This window comes from Methylotenera sp. N17 (assembly GCF_000799155.1).
Lineage (GTDB): Bacteria > Pseudomonadota > Gammaproteobacteria > Burkholderiales > Methylophilaceae > Methylophilus.
Map to the genome: position 1 here is coordinate 1,537,900 of NZ_JUGE01000001.1, position 20,397 is coordinate 1,558,296.

At 45.7% G+C, this 20,397-nt stretch carries 13 protein-coding genes and 1 tRNA gene; all 14 read right to left on the minus strand.

The genetic code is table 11. From position 1 onward, the window contains the following. Nucleotides 1-15: 15 nt before the first annotated feature. A complete protein-coding gene (locus FG11_RS07425) occupies nt 16-1,212 on the minus strand; it encodes a type II secretion system F family protein (protein ID WP_047534059.1) in 1,197 nt (398 codons plus the stop codon). Between the two features lie 21 nt (nt 1,213-1,233). Next, nucleotides 1,234-1,662, minus strand: coding sequence for a type II secretion system major pseudopilin GspG (gene gspG, locus FG11_RS07430; RefSeq protein WP_025224610.1), 429 nt, complete (start codon nt 1,660-1,662; stop codon nt 1,234-1,236). After that, nucleotides 1,637-3,004 (minus strand): TolC family outer membrane protein, encoded by a 1,368-nt coding sequence (locus FG11_RS07435; RefSeq protein ID WP_052184978.1) that lies wholly within the window; start codon nt 3,002-3,004, stop codon nt 1,637-1,639. The genes gspG and FG11_RS07435 overlap by 26 nt, the downstream gene beginning before the upstream one ends. 2 nt (nt 3,005-3,006) lie before the next feature. Continuing rightward, complete coding sequence (locus FG11_RS07440) at nt 3,007-4,401, minus strand: HlyD family type I secretion periplasmic adaptor subunit (RefSeq protein WP_235276358.1); 1,395 nt, start codon at nt 4,399-4,401, stop codon at nt 3,007-3,009. Nucleotides 4,402-4,405: 4 nt separating this feature from the next. Continuing rightward, a complete protein-coding gene (locus FG11_RS07445) occupies nt 4,406-6,154 on the minus strand; it encodes a type I secretion system permease/ATPase (RefSeq protein WP_081978193.1) in 1,749 nt (582 codons plus the stop codon). Further along, the gene (locus FG11_RS07450) at nt 6,151-7,857 is read right to left on the minus strand and encodes a type I secretion system permease/ATPase (RefSeq protein WP_052184979.1); all 1,707 of its coding nucleotides are present in this window, start codon (nt 7,855-7,857) and stop codon (nt 6,151-6,153) included. Before FG11_RS07450 ends, FG11_RS07445 begins: the two co-directional genes overlap by 4 nt. A gap of 65 nt (nt 7,858-7,922) precedes the next feature. After that, a complete protein-coding gene (locus FG11_RS07455) occupies nt 7,923-10,076 on the minus strand; it encodes a calcium-binding protein (RefSeq protein WP_020182450.1) in 2,154 nt (717 codons plus the stop codon). A gap of 84 nt (nt 10,077-10,160) precedes the next feature. Further along, nucleotides 10,161-11,180, minus strand: coding sequence for a hypothetical protein (locus FG11_RS13285; protein WP_235276359.1), 1,020 nt, complete (start codon nt 11,178-11,180; stop codon nt 10,161-10,163). Between the two features lie 136 nt (nt 11,181-11,316). Continuing rightward, nucleotides 11,317-12,348, minus strand: a complete 1,032-nt coding sequence (locus FG11_RS07465; RefSeq protein WP_235276360.1) for a hypothetical protein — start codon at nt 12,346-12,348, stop codon at nt 11,317-11,319. A 127-nt stretch (nt 12,349-12,475) separates the two neighbouring features. Beyond that, a complete protein-coding gene (locus tag FG11_RS07470; RefSeq protein WP_047534065.1) occupies nt 12,476-16,075 on the minus strand; it encodes a TonB-dependent receptor domain-containing protein in 3,600 nt (1,199 codons plus the stop codon). 238 nt (nt 16,076-16,313) lie between these two features. Beyond that, complete coding sequence (locus tag FG11_RS07475) at nt 16,314-17,312, minus strand: FecR family protein (protein ID WP_047534068.1); 999 nt, start codon at nt 17,310-17,312, stop codon at nt 16,314-16,316. Nucleotides 17,313-17,319: 7 nt separating this feature from the next. Then, nucleotides 17,320-17,820 (minus strand): RNA polymerase sigma factor, encoded by a 501-nt coding sequence (locus tag FG11_RS07480; protein WP_020182455.1) that lies wholly within the window; start codon nt 17,818-17,820, stop codon nt 17,320-17,322. Between the two features lie 301 nt (nt 17,821-18,121). Next, a tRNA-Leu gene (locus FG11_RS07485) sits at nt 18,122-18,208 on the minus strand. 208 nt (nt 18,209-18,416) lie between these two features. Beyond that, nucleotides 18,417-20,327 carry a TolC family outer membrane protein gene (locus FG11_RS07490; RefSeq protein ID WP_152604055.1) on the minus strand — a complete coding sequence of 637 codons (1,911 nt, stop codon included), beginning with the start codon at nt 20,325-20,327 and terminating at the stop codon, nt 18,417-18,419. Nucleotides 20,328-20,397 lie beyond the last annotated feature (70 nt).

Here is a 20,397-nt window from a genome sequence, read left to right on the forward strand (position 1 = left end):
TAATATTGACCGAACTCACTCTATCCCTCCTGCCAGTTCAAAAATAGGCATGTACATCAGCACCACCACCAACCCAACAATCAACCCAATGACTACCATCAATGCAGGTTCAAGCAGCTTGCTCAGCCATTCCACTTTGCGTGCAGTCTCTTCATCATAAAATGCGCCAATACGTTCCAGCATCTCGTCCATACGGCCGGTGCGCTCACCTACCCGTAACATGCGATTAGAAATTGAGGTCGTCATGCCATGCTGCTCCATAGCCATGGATAATGGCTTGCCGTCTTTCACATCATGGATAGCATTTTTTAGTGCGATTTGCAGATTGGCAGGCAATAACGATTGCACCATCTGCATGGCAGTGGTGAGTGGAATACCGCCTTGCAGTAGCATGCCCAATGTGCGGTAAAACCGTGCTAATTGATAAATACGGATGGCTTCGCCCATGGTTGGGATTTGCCATATTTTTTTAGCTATCCAAGCCCGGACGGCTGATCGAGACAACAAGAACATCAGCCCGGCACTGCTTGCCAAGGTAACCATGAGCACTTCTGACCCATGCGTTTGCAACAGTTGCCCCCACTTGAGCAACATCTGACTGGCCCAAGGTAAATTTTGCCCGGTATTCTCGTAAATGCCGCTGAATCTAGGAATCACATAGCCCAATAAAAACAGTACAACCAATCCCCCCACTACCATCAACAACGATGGATAAATGGAAGCGGCAATGATTTTTTTACGCACCGCATCCACTTGTGTTTGATAAGCCACATGCCGGCGCAATGCCTGCGGCATATCGCCAGTGCGTTCACTAGCCCGGATCAGCGCCACATACAGTGCGGTAAATGTTTCTGGCAAGCGCTCTAGCGCCTGGGACAGCGGCAACCCTTCGTACAGCGCCACTTTCATTTGCTTAAAAACAGCCACCGATTGCACCTGCTGTTCTTTTTCAGACAATGCTTCAATGGCTTCCATCAGGCTCATGCCAGACTCCAGCAATGCCAGCAACTCTTGGCTAAACAACATGACATTGAAGGTATGTTTCTCAAATCGAAACGCTGTGATATCTGCCAACTTGAAGCCAGCGCGCTGAATGCTCAGAATCTGCAAACCCTGCGATTCAGCTAGTTGCTTTGCCGCACTGACATTTGGTGCCTCTAACGCCAACGCGCTGACCTGGCTGCCCTGCATGACTTTCAACTCAAATTTCATGGCAATACCCGTATGACATGATTACCAGTTCCCAACATCTGTATCCGCATCTAGGCCACCAGCCTGACCATCGTTACCCAAGGTCCAGACATCGTAATCGCCATGCTCGCCCGGATATTTGTATTGGTAAGCCCTACCCCAAGGGTCATTGGGGACCTTTTTAGCAAGATAAGGACCATGCCACTTATTTTCTCCACTAGGTGCGCTGGTAAGTGCGGCCAAGCCCTGCTCAGTGGTTGGGTAATGCCCCATATCCAAACGATAGGTATCGAGCGCTTTTGCCAGCGCTTCGACTTGTGCTTTGGCAGCTTTGGTTTCAGATTTACCCAATTGCGCAAAATATTTAGGGCCAACATACCCTGCCAGCAAGCCAATAATGACCATGACCACCAATAGCTCTAGCAATGTGAACCCTAAGTGATGGCTACTGGATACTGGCTTGTGTTTCATGTTGGTTCCTTGGGGTTGTGGTAATAAACATCGCACTAATTTTTGTCAGCTCGCCTTGATTCAACAAGCCGCTGCTAAACTTTAAATTGACCAGATCATTGATCAGGCTATATTGCGATTTAGTGAGCTCAAGCTGATTGCTGAATAATTTCTGTTGTGCATCCAGCACTTCAATATTGGTTTTAAACCCGGCAATGAATCCTTTTTGTGTACCTTCCATCGCCACACGGGATGATTTGACGGCTTGCTGATACGCATTGATGGTTTGAAACTGCGTTTCTACACTGTTGTAGTATTTGCGTACCTGATACTCCACCTCACGCGTTTTGGCGGTCAGGGATTCTTCGGCTGCTGTCAGCTTATTGGCGGCCTGCCGTACATTGGCACTCACATATCCACCAGCAAACAAAGGCACATTCATCTGTAAAGCCACAGTTGTGGTATCAAAGCGAGAGCCCAAGGTGTTGTTACTATCATTCTCGCTGTAAGAACGTGCACCCACCAGATCCAGTGTTGGGTAATGCCCGGCACGCCTTTTTTCGAGCTCCTGTTTTGCTACTTCAAGCGTATGTGTCGCCGCCGATATTTCTGGGTTATGTTGAGTTGCCATCCCCAGCCAATACGTCATGTTTTCTTCTTTTGGCAAACTGATGGGCAATTTAGAAACTATCAGCTCTGCCGATAACGGGCTGATTTCTCCTGTGAGTATTTGCAGCGTATTCAAATGCTCGTTCAAGTCGTTTCCAGCCTGTATGGTTTCTACATTGGCAATATCCAGATTGGTTTGCGCTTCGTTGATTTCCACCACAGTACCGCTACCTTGTGTGTATCGTTTCTCTGCTTGGCGCAGTTGTTGGCTAACCGCTGTTACCTTGGCGTTGAGCAAGTTGACCTTGGCACGTGCATACAATATCTCTAAATAAGTTGACGTGAGTTTGAGTATTAACTTTGCATTTTCTTGACGCAATAGTGACTCTTGCGCACTAACAAAAGACTTTGCGCCACCGTAAATAGCCCAAGTTTCTTTATTAAAAATGGGCTGGCGTACCGTCAATCCATAATTCTCTAATCGGTAATCTAAATTAGTTTCTATCGCACCAATGGCGGTTTGCGTGGTTCTATCGGTAATACCACGACCACGTGAAAGCGCCATCTGCACTTTGGGGTAGAACAAGGCTTTGGCTTTATTCAACTCTTCCCTGTCGGCCTCGGTATTTACTAAGGCCGCACGGTAATCGGCATTGTGTTCCACCGCTTTTTGATACAGGCTGTTTAGGTCTTCTTCTGCCCACGCTTGCTGGCCAATACACCATAGCAATACCATGACACTGATTCGCCACATCGTTATTCTTCCTTCATCGAGGCAGCAATGCGCTTACTGAGGGGATGCATCAAATACGCAAACAACGTGCGTTCGCCGGTTTTAATCACCACCTGCACCGGCATACCTGGTTGTAGTTGATGCCCTTTTAAATCCTGCATGCCTTTCGGTGTAATAGAAACGCGGGCTAGATAATAAGTCGTTCCGCCATCTAGCGTGCCGGCTGGTTTGGTGAGCAAGTCTTTAGAGATTGTCATCAGCTTGCCTTCGGCCAATAATTGCGGGCTATTAGCAAAGGTCGAAAACCTAACATCGGCCGCCAACCCCACTCTGATCTTGTCTATCAGGTGTGGCTGAATTTGCGCATCAATAATCAATGGCTCGCCCGATGGCACAATATCCATTAACTTTTGGCCAGCCTGAATAACCGCACCTACGGTATGTACTTGCAAGCCGACGACTTGGCCAGAAGCCGGTGCCCGAATCTCGGTACGTGCCAACTCCTCTTGTAACGACTTTACCTTTTGCGCATCAGACTCTACTTGCAACCGCACTTGCGCCATGTCGCCATCTGTCTCTTTTTTCTCTGTTTGGATGCGCGTAGTGATTTGCTGGTTAAGTTCTAAAATCGCTTTATTGGCGCGCAAGATATTGGCTTTGGTATTTGCAATGTCGCCATATACTGCGGCCACCTTTTGCTCAAGATCGTTCTGCTGATTACGTGGCGCAAACCCCTCTTTGGTGAGCTCTTTGATACCGTTTAGTTGGTCTTGCAATAGCGCCAGCTGCGCTTGCTGGCTGGTGAGCACCCCTTCATACCCTTCAATCAGCGCCTTCTGCCCAGCAATGGATTCGCGTCTTGCCGCAGTATCAGAGGCCAATGCGCTACGCCGCGCCATTAACAGTTGAGATTGATTCTGCATGTGTTGCTGTATCAGCGGGTCTGTCTGCTGTGCCTGTAAATCCGGATGAAACTGAATTAAGGTCAAGCCCGCTTTTTCTGCCTGCAAACGCCCCTCTTGCGCACGTAACCCGGCATAGCGCTGCCTAATTTCTTCGTAACGCGCTTTCGTACTGGTATCGTCCAGCTTAAACAGCAAATCGCCCTGATGTACCTCTTGCCCTTCTCGCACCAATAACTGGCTGACCATGCCACCGTTCAAGTGCTGCACTACTTTGTGATTCGTTTCTACGCTCACCACACCTTCTGTCGGCACCCCTTCGTCCAACGGCGCCCATATTGCCCAAGCCAGAAACCCAAGCAGCCCGATGAGCAACACCCATACGCCTCTGCGTGTATGGTGGTGTGCTTGTACGTATTGCTCAATAGAATGCACATTTTGCGGAGCCTGCACGGTTTCTGAAGCTGTTTTGGCTGAAGCTATGTTGGCTGAAGCTATACTGGATTGTGTAGTCATAGTGTTATGTTGCATTCGCGACTGAAATGGTTTGAAGTTGGTTGAGATACGCGATGCCCGCGTCTCTTGGCCCGCAATGTGCGACCTCGCCCTGTTTTAAAATCAACAGGTCATCGGTCACCTTTAATAAGCTGGAGCGATGTGAGATCAATACAATGGTTTTTTGCTTGGCCTTGAGCGTTTGTAGTGCCTGCATCAAGCTGGCTTCGCCAAACTCATCCAAGCTGGCATTGGGCTCATCCAGCACAATCAAAGCAGGCTCTTTGTAAATGGCTCTTGCCAAGCCAATGAGCTGTCGTTGCCCACCAGACAATGGTGCACCATGCTCATCTAAGCGTGTGTCATAGCCTTGTGGCAGATGCAATATAGATTCATGCATGCCCACCGCTTTGCATGCGGCGATAATATGTTCTGTCTCCAGCAAGCCAAAGCGCGCAACGTTTTCTGCGATGGTGCCCTCCAACAATGACACCCGTTGTGGTAAATAGCCCACGCTTGTATAGGCTGAGAGCCCGGCCTGGGTCTGTATCAATTGTTTGCCAAGCAGATACTGCCCACTTTCCGGCGTGACCAGCCCAACCAAGGTACGCGCTAGCGTGCTTTTGCCAGAGCCGGATGGCCCCATGACATTTAAGATACGCCCCGGCACAATTGTCATTGAAATATGTTTAAGTACTTCAGCATCGCCCAACTTCACGCTTAACGCTTTCAGTTCGATGTGATTAGCCGAATCAGCATGTGGCGCAGACGTACTTGGATGTATCTGTAAGTGTTGGCTATGCAAATGCTGGCGCTGCCGAGCTAATAAATCGCTTAGATTGCCCGCTGCGGTTTTTGCCGTGATGTATTGCCGCCAAGTGTGCACAATCACATCAAACGGTTGCAGCGCACGCGCAATCAATACGTTAGAAGCAATCATGGAACCCACGCTAATATCACCGCGGATAGTAAGCACGGCAGCAATGGCCAGCATGAGCGACTGCATGGTGTAGCGCACAAGTTTGTTTATAAACTGGCTACGGTTTTGTATTTGTTGAACACGCGCGTCTTGCTCACCCAATTGATGGTTTAATGCTTGCCAACGTTGAAACAACGCATTGAACATACCCATGACATGGCTGGTTTGTAGATGGCGAATTTTGTGATGTAAAAACAGGTCCGTTTGTTGCTGCGCCGCTGCATAACCCTGCAATGGCACTTGGCTTTGCCGCTGATTCCATAACGCAAGCACAAACTGAATCAGGCAAAACACTACGGCGGTGGCCCCTAATACCGGGCTCAAAATAAACAGCACTGCAATGTAGATCACACTCCACGGCATATCAAAAAATGCAAACAAACCATTGCCCGTCATAAACTGCCTCACGGCAGTTAAGTCTTTTAAGGCTTGCGCCGGTGCTTGCAAAGTGTGTCCGGCCGTAGAAAATGCTGCACCAAACACTTGCTTGCCATAAGTCATATCAAAGCGCACCCCAGCCTTAATGGCGTGCATGGAGCGAATCCACTCAGCCAAGGCCATCAGCGCAATCAAAAACACGGTCATGCATGTCACCGCAATCAGCGTAAGCGTGTTGCGGCTCACCATGACGCGATCGTAAAGTTGCAGCATATAAATGGTGGGTACCAACATCAGCACGTTGGTCAGCATGCTTAACCACGCCATGTGCATAAAGGTTTGCTTAAATGGCTTCAGTAGCAAACTAGCATCCACTTTACTGTCAGGCTGAAATAGATACGCTAAGACCTTGCTCATTTGCTGGCCACCTTTCCACCGGATGTTTGAAAGCTGGCCAATACCTCTTTAGGTTTACCAAAGCGTATCATCTGCCCTTGCATCATCACTAGCATCCAATCCGCTACACTCAAGATATGCTGCAGGTGGCTGATGACGACAAACGTAGTACCTTGTTGCTTCATGCTAGCAATAGCGTGATATAGCGCTTTCTCGCCAGCAGTGTCCAGATTTGCATTGGGCTCATCTAGCACGACCACTTTAGGCGCACCATACAATGCGCGCGCTAGGCCAATGAGTTGACGCTCGCCACCTGAAAGATAAGCGGCCTCGCGCCCAATCACTGTGTCTAGGCCATTGGGGAACCGGCTCAGCAATTCATTCAAGCCCAATAAAGTCACGACGTCATGCATCGCCTGCTCGTGATGCGCACCAAACCTGCAAATATTCTCGGCAATCGTACCGTCGAACAAATCGACTTCTTGTGATAAATAGCCAATGTGTGGCCCTAGCGATTGCTTGTTCCAAGCATAGACATCAACGCCATCTAAACGCACACGACCGGAAGTGGGCGGCAATAAGCCCACCAGTAATTTGCCCAGTGTAGTTTTGCCAGAGGCGGATGCACCTGCAATCACTAGCACATTGCCCGGTGCTAATTGGAGTTGCACATTGCGAATAAATAACGCTTGCGACAAGCTATCTACTGCATAGCTCACATTGTCCACTGTGACTTCACCGCTGGGGGCTGGCAATGTCATGCCTGTCACGGGTTTTTCTGCCTTGGCAAATAAGCTTTCTAGCCGGATATAGGATGCTCTGGCTTGTACCAGCATTTTCCAGTGGCTGACCAATTGCACCAAAGGCGCAAGCACGCGCGCAGCCAGAATGGAGGCCACAATCATCATCGCCCCACCATTGAGTAGCTCACCCGCGATCACCAAGTAACACGCCACGCCTAAAATCACACTGCTTTGCAGCGTTTGTAAAAACTTGGAGATAGCCGCATTTTTACCAGCCAGCTCAGAAGCTTGCGCCTGATTCCATAAAAAGCCGTGTTGGCTTTGCAACCACTTTTGCTGAATAGGCGCCAGCATATCCATGACTGTCACAACATCGCTATGCTGTGTCACGCTACTAAAATAACGCTGGGATTCAATGGCATGCTCGTTCGCCAGTTTCATTTGCGGCTCTATATGCAATTGATTATTGAGCGTAATGAATAACTGAATCGCTAGGCCGAGTAGGGTTAACACACCTAATACCGGGTGAATTAAAAAGACCACCACTAAAAAAATCAAACAGAATGGTGCATCCATCAGGCCTAAAAACGCAGAAGAATTCAATGTGTTTTTAAGGCTGGAGAAATCGGAAAAGACCTGCTGAATAGGAAAAGCCGGATTGCTTAACTTTGCGGCAAAACTGCTTTCGAACAACTTTGCCTGCAAGCTTTGTTCAAAGGTTTTTGCTGCGGCCTGTAGCATTTTTCTGCGCTGCCATTCTAGTGCTTCCATCACTACATAAATAAAGGTGACCAGCACAGTGAGCATTGCTAACGTAGTGATATTGCGGCTGTTGATGACGCGGTCATACACCTCCAACATATACCAGGAGGGTGCCAGCACCATTAGGCTAGTAAAAAAGCCAAACACAAATACTTTGCGCCAAATAGGCCAAAGCAAAGGCAAGGTCTGCTTAATCGTCTGCAGTTGCGACAACATCATGTTCACGAGGGATAACTATTTAACATGTGGGTGCAGGCAAGTTGCCTTGCCCGCGCCCTATCGCATTAAGCAATAATAAAGTCAGAAGTAGACAAGGTGCTTACGCCTGTCAACACTGCAATATTCACTGCCGCTCCGGCACCATTACCATCCGCATCGTAACTCAGCGTTTTGCTCGTGGTGTTGTATACCAGATAGTCATTTGCATCTTGAGCAGTACCGCTTGCATTCACACGCAGCATGCTTGAGTTAAAGCCAGCCAATTGGCTGTACTGATCCAAATGCAATTCCAACTTATCCGTACCACGGGTAAAGTCAGTAATCGTATCTACACCTGTCAGGTTAAAAGCTGTGTTGGTATACGTTTGCACGCTGGTAGATGAACCAGTAACGACTTGCTCATACACTTTGCCAAATACAAACTTATCCGCACCGCCATTACCAGTCAGCGTATCGTTACCGCCATTGCCCACAAACACATCGGCTTTGCTGGTACCAATAAATTTCTGTGTATTAGCGTTACCTTCAAAACGTAAACCGTTAGTCGTTACACCAGAAGCATCGACAACTACGTTATTGATGGTGCCGCTGTTATTACCCAAGGTATTTGATAAGTCAGAAACAGAGCTATTGGCACGATGGTAATAGTGGTCATTCAATAATTGAAGCGCGGAGTCTTCAACATTTAAACGGCCCACAGTACCGCCCACTTGCACTACTTCCATGGATTGGAAGTTAGCGTTATTGAGCACAATAGTGCCATTGGCTTGTGTGTTAGCGCCAATGCCGGTAGTAATACGCAATGTATCTACACCTGCACCACCCACAATCAAATCATGGTTAGCGCCGGTAGCAATCCACTCTTTATTGCCATCATCCGCTTTAGAAGTTGTGCCTTGTACGCCACTGCCAAAACCACCGATGAGGAAAATGTCGTCACCATCTTCACCATACAATTTATCGGCACCACCGTGACCCACTAACAAATCATTACCATCGTTTGCGTAGTAAGTGTCATCACCTAAGCGCATCGTTGCATTGTCTACGCCTTCACTACCATACACAGTCTCGCTGGCACCAGCTGATTCATTGGCACCATCAATGCGCGTATAGCTACCAGCTTCACCTTCGCTGGCATCGTAAATCATATCGACGTTATGGAATAAATTAGCGATTGAATAGTCATCAAACTCAAGCGCAGCAGCATCGTAAGTCACAGGTGTAGCACCTACAATGGTAGCGGCTGGCTCAAATGTGGTTTCTTCATACTCCAGCTCAACAGTGACAGTTTCGGCATCACCACCAGCAACACCGTAAATGTGTAAACCTGGATTGATAAATTCACGATCCAAAGACTCACCATTATTTTCTAATTGCTCAGCTGAAAGAGTAATGTTGACACCATCTGCCAATTCAATGCGTTCAATTCCAGAAAATTGGATTTCCTCATATTCACCACTTTCTGTAAATTCAATAGTGTCTACCGCGTTGTAACCGGCAATAGTCGTAGCGAATGTGCTAATCGCACTAGATCCAGGCCTTGTTACAATATTCAAACGAACATCAGTTTCGGTTTGTTCAGCAATTTCTTGGTCCTCAAGCTCGACGAATTCATTGTTGACGGTATCAAATACATAAAGCTCTTCTGTCTCTTCGTCTTCCTCAACTTCAACATAACGAGCTTCATCACCAGCATTATCAAATTCTGAAACACCGCCATCAATCACTATATTTTCGCCATCTTCGCCAATCACGAAAGTATCATTACCGTCACTGCCAATTAAGATATCGTTAGAAGTTGCTAAATATAAGTCGCCTACCACCGTCTCATCACCAAGTGAGCTTTCCGTGCCAGAAATGAAATCAAAGCCATCTCCGCCATTCATTACATCATCACCTTCGCCTCCATAAATAGCGTCGTCTCCAGCCCCACCAAGTAAAACATCATTACCGTCATCACCAAATAAATTGTCAATACCATCACCGCCGTACGCTACATCATTACCTTCGCCTAAAATAATATAGTCATCACCAGCCCCTCCGTAAACGGCATCATTGCCTTCACCACCAAGTATAAGGTCATTACCAGACCCACCCCAGATAGCATCATTTCCTTCAGCACCATCAATAAAGTTACCTAGATTATTACCAATAATTAAATCATCGCTAGACGTCCCTGTATATTCAGTTTCTGTCGCGTTAAATTGTTTATAAGCCATATCAATACTCCTAAAATTAATTTAATCCACAGCGAATTAATCGCTAATTCGCTGTGGTATTTTTTGTTCAATAATTAAGTACAACTATGGGACAATTGTTGCAGGTGCACTTGGTGGTACAAAGCCAGTCGTCGTGACTGAAATAAATGGCGACTTTTCTTGACCAGTTTGACGTACGCGGATTGCGTTCGGACGTGTAACTGGCGCTGCAGTAGTACAAGCTGCTTTTACATAAGTCATTGCAGAAATAGCCTGCGAACTACCATCATCATCCACAGCATTTGCATCAAATGTAAAATCAATCCAAGCATCATTTACATCAGCGGCTTGCTGAGTTGCTGTTGGGTTTGCAAGACAAGCAGGAGGAACAAACGTGATAGGAGCAGTACCGGTGAAGCGGCTTACCCCATTGATATCTACTGCACTACCAAACCCTGGTAAAGCCAAATATCCTGTACCAGCAGTACTACCCCCAGCATCGCCACAAACTGGCGAGGTCGCTAAAGCCCGATGTTGTACAGAAGTGTAAGTACGACCAATGCGATACACTGGTGAAGCATTAGGCGTTGTAGCCGTAATTGCATATCCTGCATCTATCACCAAACCATCAAAACCTGCGCGGGCAAGGTCATTCACCTCAAAAGTTTGGGTGCCTCCGTTCACGGTATCGTAATCAGAGCTATTCATAGTTGCTTTTGCGCCATAAATACATATAGGGGTTGCTGTTACGGGCGCTGTTGCAGCAGGTTTACGCCACACATATTCATTAACTGTACCCACAGTTTTATTGGTACCACCTGTTTGGGCATTGTTCACCACAATTGAGCGTGCAGCTGTTGTCACTAGCGTATACCCAGTTTCTGGTGATGTAGGATCAGTTGCAGGCGCTGGATAGTAAGCGCAAGTATCATTAGTTCCAGCACCCGGTGCTACAGGTGCGCCAGCACCACTACCCGAACCAAAGTTACCTGTGGTATTACAAAGTGTGTAGGCCGTTGTTCCAAAACCAGTGGTTGGTATATTTACCAAACCCGGCAATGCTAATGCATAGGTAGAACAACTTAAAACTCCAATAATTGCCAACTTCATTTTAACGTTTATCATAATAATTCCTTTTTACGTTACAATTAGCAGGCATTTGTGGCTGCCTGCAACACCAATTCACCTCAATCTGTGTTAGCGCCTCGTGAGTACTAATTTTGATTTCAGTTGAATTCTTTTAAAGTGGCTGCAAATGCCTTTAGTTTGGTGGCGTAATTACTGCTGGTGCAGTAGGTGGTACAAACCCAGTGACCTCCACCGAGATAAATGGTGATTTCTCTTGACCAGTTTGGCGCAAGCGAATTGCATTCGGGCGTGTTACTGGCGCTGCAGTGGTGCAAGCTGCTTTTACATATGTCATTGGAGATAACGGCTGTGGATTTCCTGCGTTCACATGTAACGTAAAGTCAATCCAAGAACCATTGGGTGCAATTGGAGGATATACATCAGCGGCTTGTTCTGTTGCTGTTGGATTTGCAAGACAAGCAGGAGGGGAAAACGAAATTGGAGCAGTTCCGATAAAACGGCTTACGCCAGCTACTGCAGCTGAGTTGCCAAATCCAGGCAAAGCTAAATATCCTGTACCTGGAACACCGCCACCCGCATCTCCGCAAATAGGCGATGTTGCAAATGCTCTATGCTGTACAGAGGTATATGTGCGACCAATTCTAAAAACAGGCCCCGCATTTGGCGTGGTACCAAGGATAGCATAACCCGCTTCTACACTTAAGTTATCAAAACCACCACGCGCTAGATCATTTATTTCAAATGTTTGAGTGCCTGCATTGATGGTGTCATAGTCCAATACGTTCATGACAGTTACCGCTCCATAAATGCACACTGGCGTTGGTGTTACTGGCGTTGTGGTAGCAGGTTTACGCCATACATACTCATTAACGATACCTACAGATTTATTAACACCCCCAGTTTGGGCATTGTTCACTACAATTGAACGCGCGGCACTTGTTACTAGTGTATATCCTGTTTCTGGAGGTGTCGGGTTAGTGGCAGGGGCCGGATAATAAGCACAAGTATCATTGGTGCCAGCACCGGGTGCTACAGGTGCGGCAGCACCAATACCGGAACCAAAGTTACCTGTGGTATTACAAAGTGTGTAGGCACTTGTTGCAAATCCAGTCACCGGGATATTGACTAAACCGGGCAGTGCTAATGCATAGGTGGAACAAGTTAAAACTCCAAAAATAGCTAACTTCATTTTAACGTTTATCATAATATTTCCTTTTTACGTTACGATTAGCAGGCATTTGTGGTTGTCTGCAACACCCTTTAACGCCAGTCTAGTATCAGAACACTGCTGAGCTCGCATGAGTCCCTTAGCCGATGAATTGGTAATGTTTCTATTTTTTATTTGGGTCAAACTGCCAATTCAAACTGAACCAAATGCCTCTTGGGGCACCTGGCGCAATAAGATTAGTGCTTAGCCAGTCGCCCGAATTATGGTTGTAACCACTTGGGCCAATAGCACCATTAATGCTGGGTGAAAATGGGTTTCGACCTAAACGACCTGCGCTGAAATACTCTTTATCAAGCAAGTTGTTAATCAAAATAGACCCTGTCCATTCTTGGCTAAATTTATAGCTAGTTTGAAAATTAAAAGTAGCGTAGCCAGGCACTTTTCCAGGGTTATTGCTCGGCTGACGCGGAAATAAAACATTTATTAATTGGCCTGGATTACTTGGATCTGGTATTTCAGCGGCTATAAATTGGGTGACCCCTTTTCTATGTTTGTTATTTTCGTTCCCACGTAAAAAACTCTCTGAATGCAATACTGTACTGAGTCCTACTTGCCATTTCGGTGTCACTTCGTAATTTAAGCTGGCGTTTAGGTTATGCAAGGGCACTCCAGGCATGCGGTCACCTGGCTTTACTGTAATAAATCTAAAAGTATCACTATTGAAGTTTTGGCTTACAGCCACAACAGAACTACTATTGTTATCAGAAACCATATTGAATGTATCCTGAAAAGTTGCATCAGTCAGGGAGTAATTTAGCCTGAAACTGGCTTTGCCAACTACGCCAGAGAGGCCGGCCTCCAAGCCTCTCCGGCGTGTTTTCCCAATAGTGTCGAAGTAACTACTATTCCCACCCACAGAGACCAAATAAATATCATCTTTAAGATCAGTTTGATATGCTCCTAAATTCCACTCCAAACGCTCCATACCTAATAAACTTGAAAAGCTACCACGCATACCAAGATCGACTGTCTCAGCTTTGATTTGTGGTAAATAAGGATCCCCTGAAAGTGTAGTGGGGAGTGTACAGGCGCGATTTTCTGCCAAGCTTCGTGGCAATGGAGCTGTTGTACCATCGGCAAACACTAATAACTGGCCAGATGGCCTGCTATCAAAAGCACAACCCAGCTCAATCACACTTGGTGTGCGCGTGCCTTGTGACCAGTTACTGTATAAATTTAGGTTTTCTTTTGCTTGCCAAGTGACGCCTAAAGATGGATTAAGCGAGTAATAACTGAATTTTTCCGTCTCAGCTGGTTTTAATAATTTGCTACCATCCCCTTGTCGATATCCTGTAGTTGGGCAATTGTCTTCACTACCAAGACATACATTAAAATAGTCTGGGTAAGCGCGATATTGGGCAAGATTAAAAAAGTCAAAGGCTGTTCGGGTGGCTACTTTGTTTTTGATATGCGTGTCGTTATACCGGGCTGATCCAGAAATATGCAGCGTGTCAATCGGGCTCCACGTTTCGCTGGCATAAATACTTTTGGTAGTAGACTTCCCATTAAAGTTATTGTTAGCTATATCTATGTCTGCTGCCGCATACTCGTCCCGGATTTGGTCGGGGGCTAAATATGCTTTACGATTTTCATCTAACAAACCCAGGCGCTGGCTATTGCTGTACTCTGCGCTTGATGCATCAATCGAAGCCCCAACCATGAATTTATGTTTCTCGAAATTCCAGTTGAATTGTATAGATCCACCGTCCGTTAATTGATTGATATCATTATCGGTCAGGATAGATACTGGTGTACCTTCAACGACTCCTGGTTCCGCAGTACCACCACCATCTGGGACTATAGGTAGCCCAACAGGCCCTGCATATGCACCATAAGGCCTTTTAATTTCCAATGGCCTACTTTGATCAGGCGCTGTTTGGAGCGCTTCCAAACATTCAGCCTTGTTGATAGGCGCTACTGTCATAACAAAATGCTTAACGCCATCGGTGGTATAAAAATAGTTAATACTCCCCAGCGCTTCAATTGGATCCACATCAAATACGTTAAATTTCGAAAGGATATAACTTACACCTTGTGGAGCGCTGTAAGCAGCTTCCCCATTAGAATATGATGTGATTGGCCCAACCTCTGGTTGAACAGCATTACTGCCCTGAAAGAGAAGTGTATCTGCTTGATTTTTCCAAAAAGCTATCGTTTCTTGTGCATGCCTTGCATATTCAGGCGTTAGCTCACCGTTTTTTCTGATGGTGGGGTTAGGTTGTGATGTATAAAAATTAAGGGCAGCATTTACGTCATATGCCGGATCCCCGCTATTTATTAGATAATCTAAAACAAACGGATTAGAACTAAAATCATTTGGATCAGCCACATCAAAAACATAATAATCAGGAATTTTGTAAGGATTAGTACTTAAAAACAAACAAGTAAATTGCTCTCCAGGCGCAAGATTACGTTGTATATACTGCTCACCTCCAAACCCATCTGTATAGACATCAGCCCCCAATGCCTTTCTTTTACTATTTCTGCGATAAATCTGACCTGTAATCGTAAAATTATCATTGACAAAGTAGCTGCTACTTAACTGAAACTGGCTCAATCTATTTTTTGTGGTGTCTTCGGATGTAAATGAAGCGTTGCGGTCTTGTGCGTACATTTCACTAGGTAACAGGCCATTCCCCACCAGATCCGTCCCTACCCACAAGGTACTGAGGTTTAGGTCTAGCTTGTCTCCTCTATAACTGGCTTTTGTAAACAGTTGGTTGACCTTACTCGGAGAATTTTCGCGCCAGCCATCTTCTAAAAAGAAGTTGCCTGCTGCAAACAAACCAATGGTGCCGTTGTTCCAGCCACCTTCAGCTTGGAGTTGTTTTCTGCCGAAGGAGCCTGTGAGCACTTCCGCATCAACACCAGCATTGTTAAAGCCATCTTTAGTTTTAAGAGTAAAGGCGCCACCTAGTGTGTTAAGACCAAAGATGGGATTAGAGCCGGGGAATACATCAACGCCTGCTAGTGCATTCATGGGAATCATGTCCCAGTTGACGACATCACCAAAGGGTTCGTTTATACGGATACCGTCAAAGAAGACACTTAAGCCTTGAGGAGTGCCGATCTGCGGGCCTGCGGTAAAGCCACGGTATTGCACATCCATCTGAAACGGATTGCCTTGGTAATCATTCACAGTGACTGACTGTAGTTTTTTGTTCATTAAGTCGGTAATGCTTAATGAATGAGACTCTTTGATCTCTTTTGCACTAATACTTTGCACGTTACCGGGGATTTGGTCTTTGGTAAGACCTAAGCCTGGTAATGGACCCACCTCATAAAAGCGTTTGGCGCGTACATTGATAGTGTCTAACTGGATATTCTTGTCGTCATTTGAGGCACGTTCTATATAAGCATTCCCCTCATCAATTTTAGCGGCTAGCCCACTGTTAGCCAGAATGCGTTGTAGCGCTTCTTTGCGAGACATTCGTCCTTTGACCGCAGGGGATGTTTTACCCAATACCAAATCGCTAGGGAACGCGATATTGAGATTAGTACTTTTGCCTAATTGATTGAGCGCAGCCGCTAGTGGCTGGCTAGGGATATCAATTGTCACGGGCACAGCAAATACAGCGTCTTGATCAGCCGGCAATTTAGTATTCAGTTCTGCAGCTTCTACGTGAAACTGCACAAATATCCAACACATGCACACCACTACGATGGCTAATATGGTTTTGTGAACCGCGCCCAAGATATCCATTCTTCTTCCTCAAAAACTATATATTTTTCTATTTATCGTTTGAGGAAAGAAAACCCTGACGTGGATAATAAAAAATAATTACTTTTTTATTATTTATATAAAGTAGCTAGAGGTCTTTTGCTAGAGAATTGCCCAGCATTTTTCGCCATGTATGCAAATACAGCAGCTGTATAAAGGTTGAAACGTGATTACTATTAGGTAAGGGGTGGTTACAGCGTAGGGGCGATCTGACTAAAATCTAAAGCTTCGTGTTTGCGCTCTCAATGACAGTCTGTTTAGTTTGATTGTGCACAATTACCGGGGCAATATTGGGTAGCCCTTGTAAGAACTCTTCTGCATCTTGCACGCTGACAATAGCAGAAATATTATGAGAAGACTGTCCGTCAGCCACCACAGGCCGTGCGCGGTAGCGCGACAAGGTGTCTGCAACCTCATAAGTATCCGCCCACTCAAATACTAGCTTACCGTTCACAAACGCAAAGGCATCTGCTGCACGGCGCTGCGTAATAACCGCCGTCTGATTAGGATAGACTTCTACTACTTGACCATTAGTTAGTAGTTTGGCGCTATCTGCAGCCTCTGACTTAGGCATAATGGGCTCAACACGCACGCTACCGTGATCTACGCTAATCCGCACCAGTTTGCTTAGCTTGTTGACCGCAAAGCGCGTACCCAATACCGTTACTTTGGCCAGCTCAGTCTCTACTACAAAAGGGCGATTAGCATCTTTGGCAACATCAAAAATTGCTTCTCCGCGCATAAGATGCACGTGCCGCTGATGCCGATAAAATTTGACTTCCATTTGGCTATTACCACTTAAGGTTACACGGCTGCCGTCATCTAACGTACGCGTGGCTATATTGCCTACCGGCGTATCTGCAACGATTTGGACGGTAGGCTGTTGCAGCCATACCTCGTATTGTTTGTTTGCAAACAACGCAAACAATCCCACAGCACAGATTGCGACCACATGGGCAATGTGCTTGACCACTTTTTGGCGTTTGGCGGATTTTTCCAGAAATGCATTTTGCTCCATTGCATCAGCTAACTTTGCTAACGACTTGGGCGATGCCAATTGATCCATGGTACTGCAGATGCTTTCGTACTCGGCTTGATGCATAGGACTCGTCGTTAACCAGCGCTCAAACTCCCCCCGCTCGGGCGCATCCGGTTCTGCATCTCGCAAACGGATATACCAAAGCGCTGCGGCTTCGCTGGAATGAATGGCTTTCGACATGGTTAAACTATAGCAGTTTTTGTTTGGCCGCGCGCAAATCCAACATGGCGCGAATCATATGCTTCTCTACCATATTGAGACTAATGCCAAGCTTGTCTGCAATCTCTTTTTGTTTCAGGCCATCCACATGAAACAGCCAAAACACTTGCCGACATTTTTCAGGTAGTAAATCAACGATACGTTGCAAATAGAAAAGTTTTTGCTTGGTTTCATACAACTGCTCTGGTGAATAATCCGTTGTACTTTCTTCTAGCGCCACTTCATCATAAGGCACAAACTTAACCTCTTGGCGATATTGATTCACCAATAAATTGTTCACAATGCCGTTTAGGTAGGCTTGTGGCTCAGTATCGCGGTACGGGCTTCTAGAAACCGCAAAATAGACAATGGCATCTTGCAAAATATCAAATGCTTTATGTTTGCAAAATGTATGCCTGCTGATTCGGTTCAGCACATCCGAATAAGCCCATTGAAGATCTAAACCACTCCAAGTAAGTGCTTCGCTCATATTCTTCTTCTATTAAAACTTAAGAGTGCTATATAAATAGCAAAAATCGCTCCCACGACTAGGCTAGATTCAAGCTACTGATTTACTTTAAGAAATTAAAAAGTACCGAGACAAGGGAAGCCAAACTGGTTATATACAACCACAAGTAAAGCAAATTGGTGGTTCCATGGATAAAAACATTCAGGTTATCTATGGCTCTGCTTAGGCTGACCATCCAATGCAGACAACCGGCATCGTAAAGAGATATGTAAAGGATACTAATAGGCGTAAAAAAAGCCTTGATATTCAAGGCTTTTGTATTTGGTGCCCGGGGCCGGAATCGAACCGGCACGACCTTGCGATCGAGAGATTTTAAGTCTCTTGTGTCTACCAATTTCACCACCCGGGCGGGTGATTACTGCTGAATTTGTTGCGGAGCGTATTCTATCACTGTATCGCGCATTTTTACCGTAATCGGGACGATTTTTTTAATAATTTTGTCATTTATTTTCATATAAGCAAGATACAGTACGTGATCAATAGAGATATGAAAGAGTGATAATTCTAGATACAAAAAAAGCACCCTAAACTGGGTGCTTTTTTAAGCGGGCGTATCTTTATGGATTGACTAACTCACGCAAAATCTTCCACTCGCCACTGGAGTGTTCCAACTCCAAAGTTTTATTCACGTTATCGGCAAAGCCTTTTGTAGCAATTCGCTTAGCATTACACACATCACAGCCTTGGCTATTCTTTTGTTTTAATAGCTTATAGTTGGTCACACTATATTCTTGGTGGAATGTTGCTTTTGCTTTATCGCCTTCGCAAGTCACTTGCACATTCGACAGTGCTAAGTTAATTTTCCCAGGGGAAGACAAACGTTGCTTACGTTGCTGCTCCCACGCGCTTCTTGTGAGTGGGGGCTCAGGGTTGAATTTTTCTGAGTAAGTTTTGATATAGGCATCATAGTCTTTTTGACGCCATGCAGTTGCCCAATTGTTCACTTGTGCGGTTACCACTTCCGGTGAACATGCTCCAGCTGTGGCAGGCGCTAATGCAGTGGTTCTATCTGTTGGTTTAATCAACTGGCGGTTAGTGACATTGAGCGGTTTGGCATCTGCCAAAATAGCGGCTTTATCAATTGTCACCGGTACGGCTGCAACAGCCTGACAAACAGTGGCGGCATCTACATAGTCTTCACGCTTTACTTCAGGTAAGCCTTGTCTGGCTGAGCCAATTCTATTGACCAGCTGACCTTGCCCAGCAAACAATCTCGCATAGGCATTCATCAAGTCATATTCGGTATTGGCATAGCTACGCTTTGCCTGAAAATACTCATTTTCTGTATCGAGCAAATCCAATAAGGTTCTTTGACCAATATCAAATTGCTTTTGGTAAGCTTCTCTTGCGTTTTCAATAGATGCACGATGTTGATCGCGATAAGTGATTTGCTCTTTTAATTGGCGGATATCGTTATAAGCAATGGTGACGATTTGACGCGTATCGATACAGGCTTTATCACGCAAATCATTGGAGCGATTGAGTTTTTCCAATGTTTGGCTAACTGCCGCTTTATCAGAAAAGCCATTAAACAGGTTAAAGTTCATGGTCAGCTCTAGTAAATCCGCTGCGCTGGTACTGTTCTCACCATCAGAGCTGGTACCCAAATTTTTACGCGCTTGCAAATCAAAGCGGGGCAAGTAGCGCGCCTCTTTGGTTTTCACTTCTTTTTGTGTGGCTTGAATATCTTCTATGGTCGAGAGTAAATCTGGATTGGAAAGATAAGCCACTTGCAATGCCTCTGTTGGGCTAGGTGCAATTTCACCTGCTACAAACGCTGGCATTTCTAGCGTTTCTGGCGGCAACTCCCCTAATAAGCGTTGTACTCTGGCAGTCACTTCATACAAATTAGTGGTTTCTGTTAGCAAGTTAGCCTCAGCTAATGCTAAACGACCTGACGCCTGCTCTAAATCCACACGTCTCGCTACGCCAGCATCTACACGCTCTTTGATTTTGTCATGATATTGCTTGTGAATGACGTAGTTGGTTTTTGCATATTCGGTGAGTTGGCGATAGCGCAACGTATCGATATAAGAGCGCACAAATTCCAGCGTAGTATTTTGCATGGCACTTTGTAACTCGTAATACCGTACTCTTTGCGCATGTCCTAAGCGACTGACTTCATTTGGCGTTGCAAAACCATCAAAAATCATCTGTCTGAGGACTAGTTCGTTGTTGGATCTTGGAATAGCAGTACCATTACGGCGGCTAAAGCCACCATCCATATCCTCTTGCCTACGGTAGCTGCTGACAATATCCGCTTTAGGTAGATAACCGCCCTTGACCACATCGCGTTCGTAGCCCGCACCAGTGTATTCATGGTACTTGACTTGTACTTCCGGATTGGCGGAGATGACTTGTTCAACCATCTCTTTGAGCGTCGTCAATGTTTGCGACTGAGCGCTGAACGAAAACCATGAGAGTGTTGCAAATACAATAAACGGTTTCAGACTACTTATTTTTTTCATCAAGTGAGTTCACGGATCTTTATAACATTATAGAAATCATTAGGTTAGTAAAAAAACCTGAACTGAATAT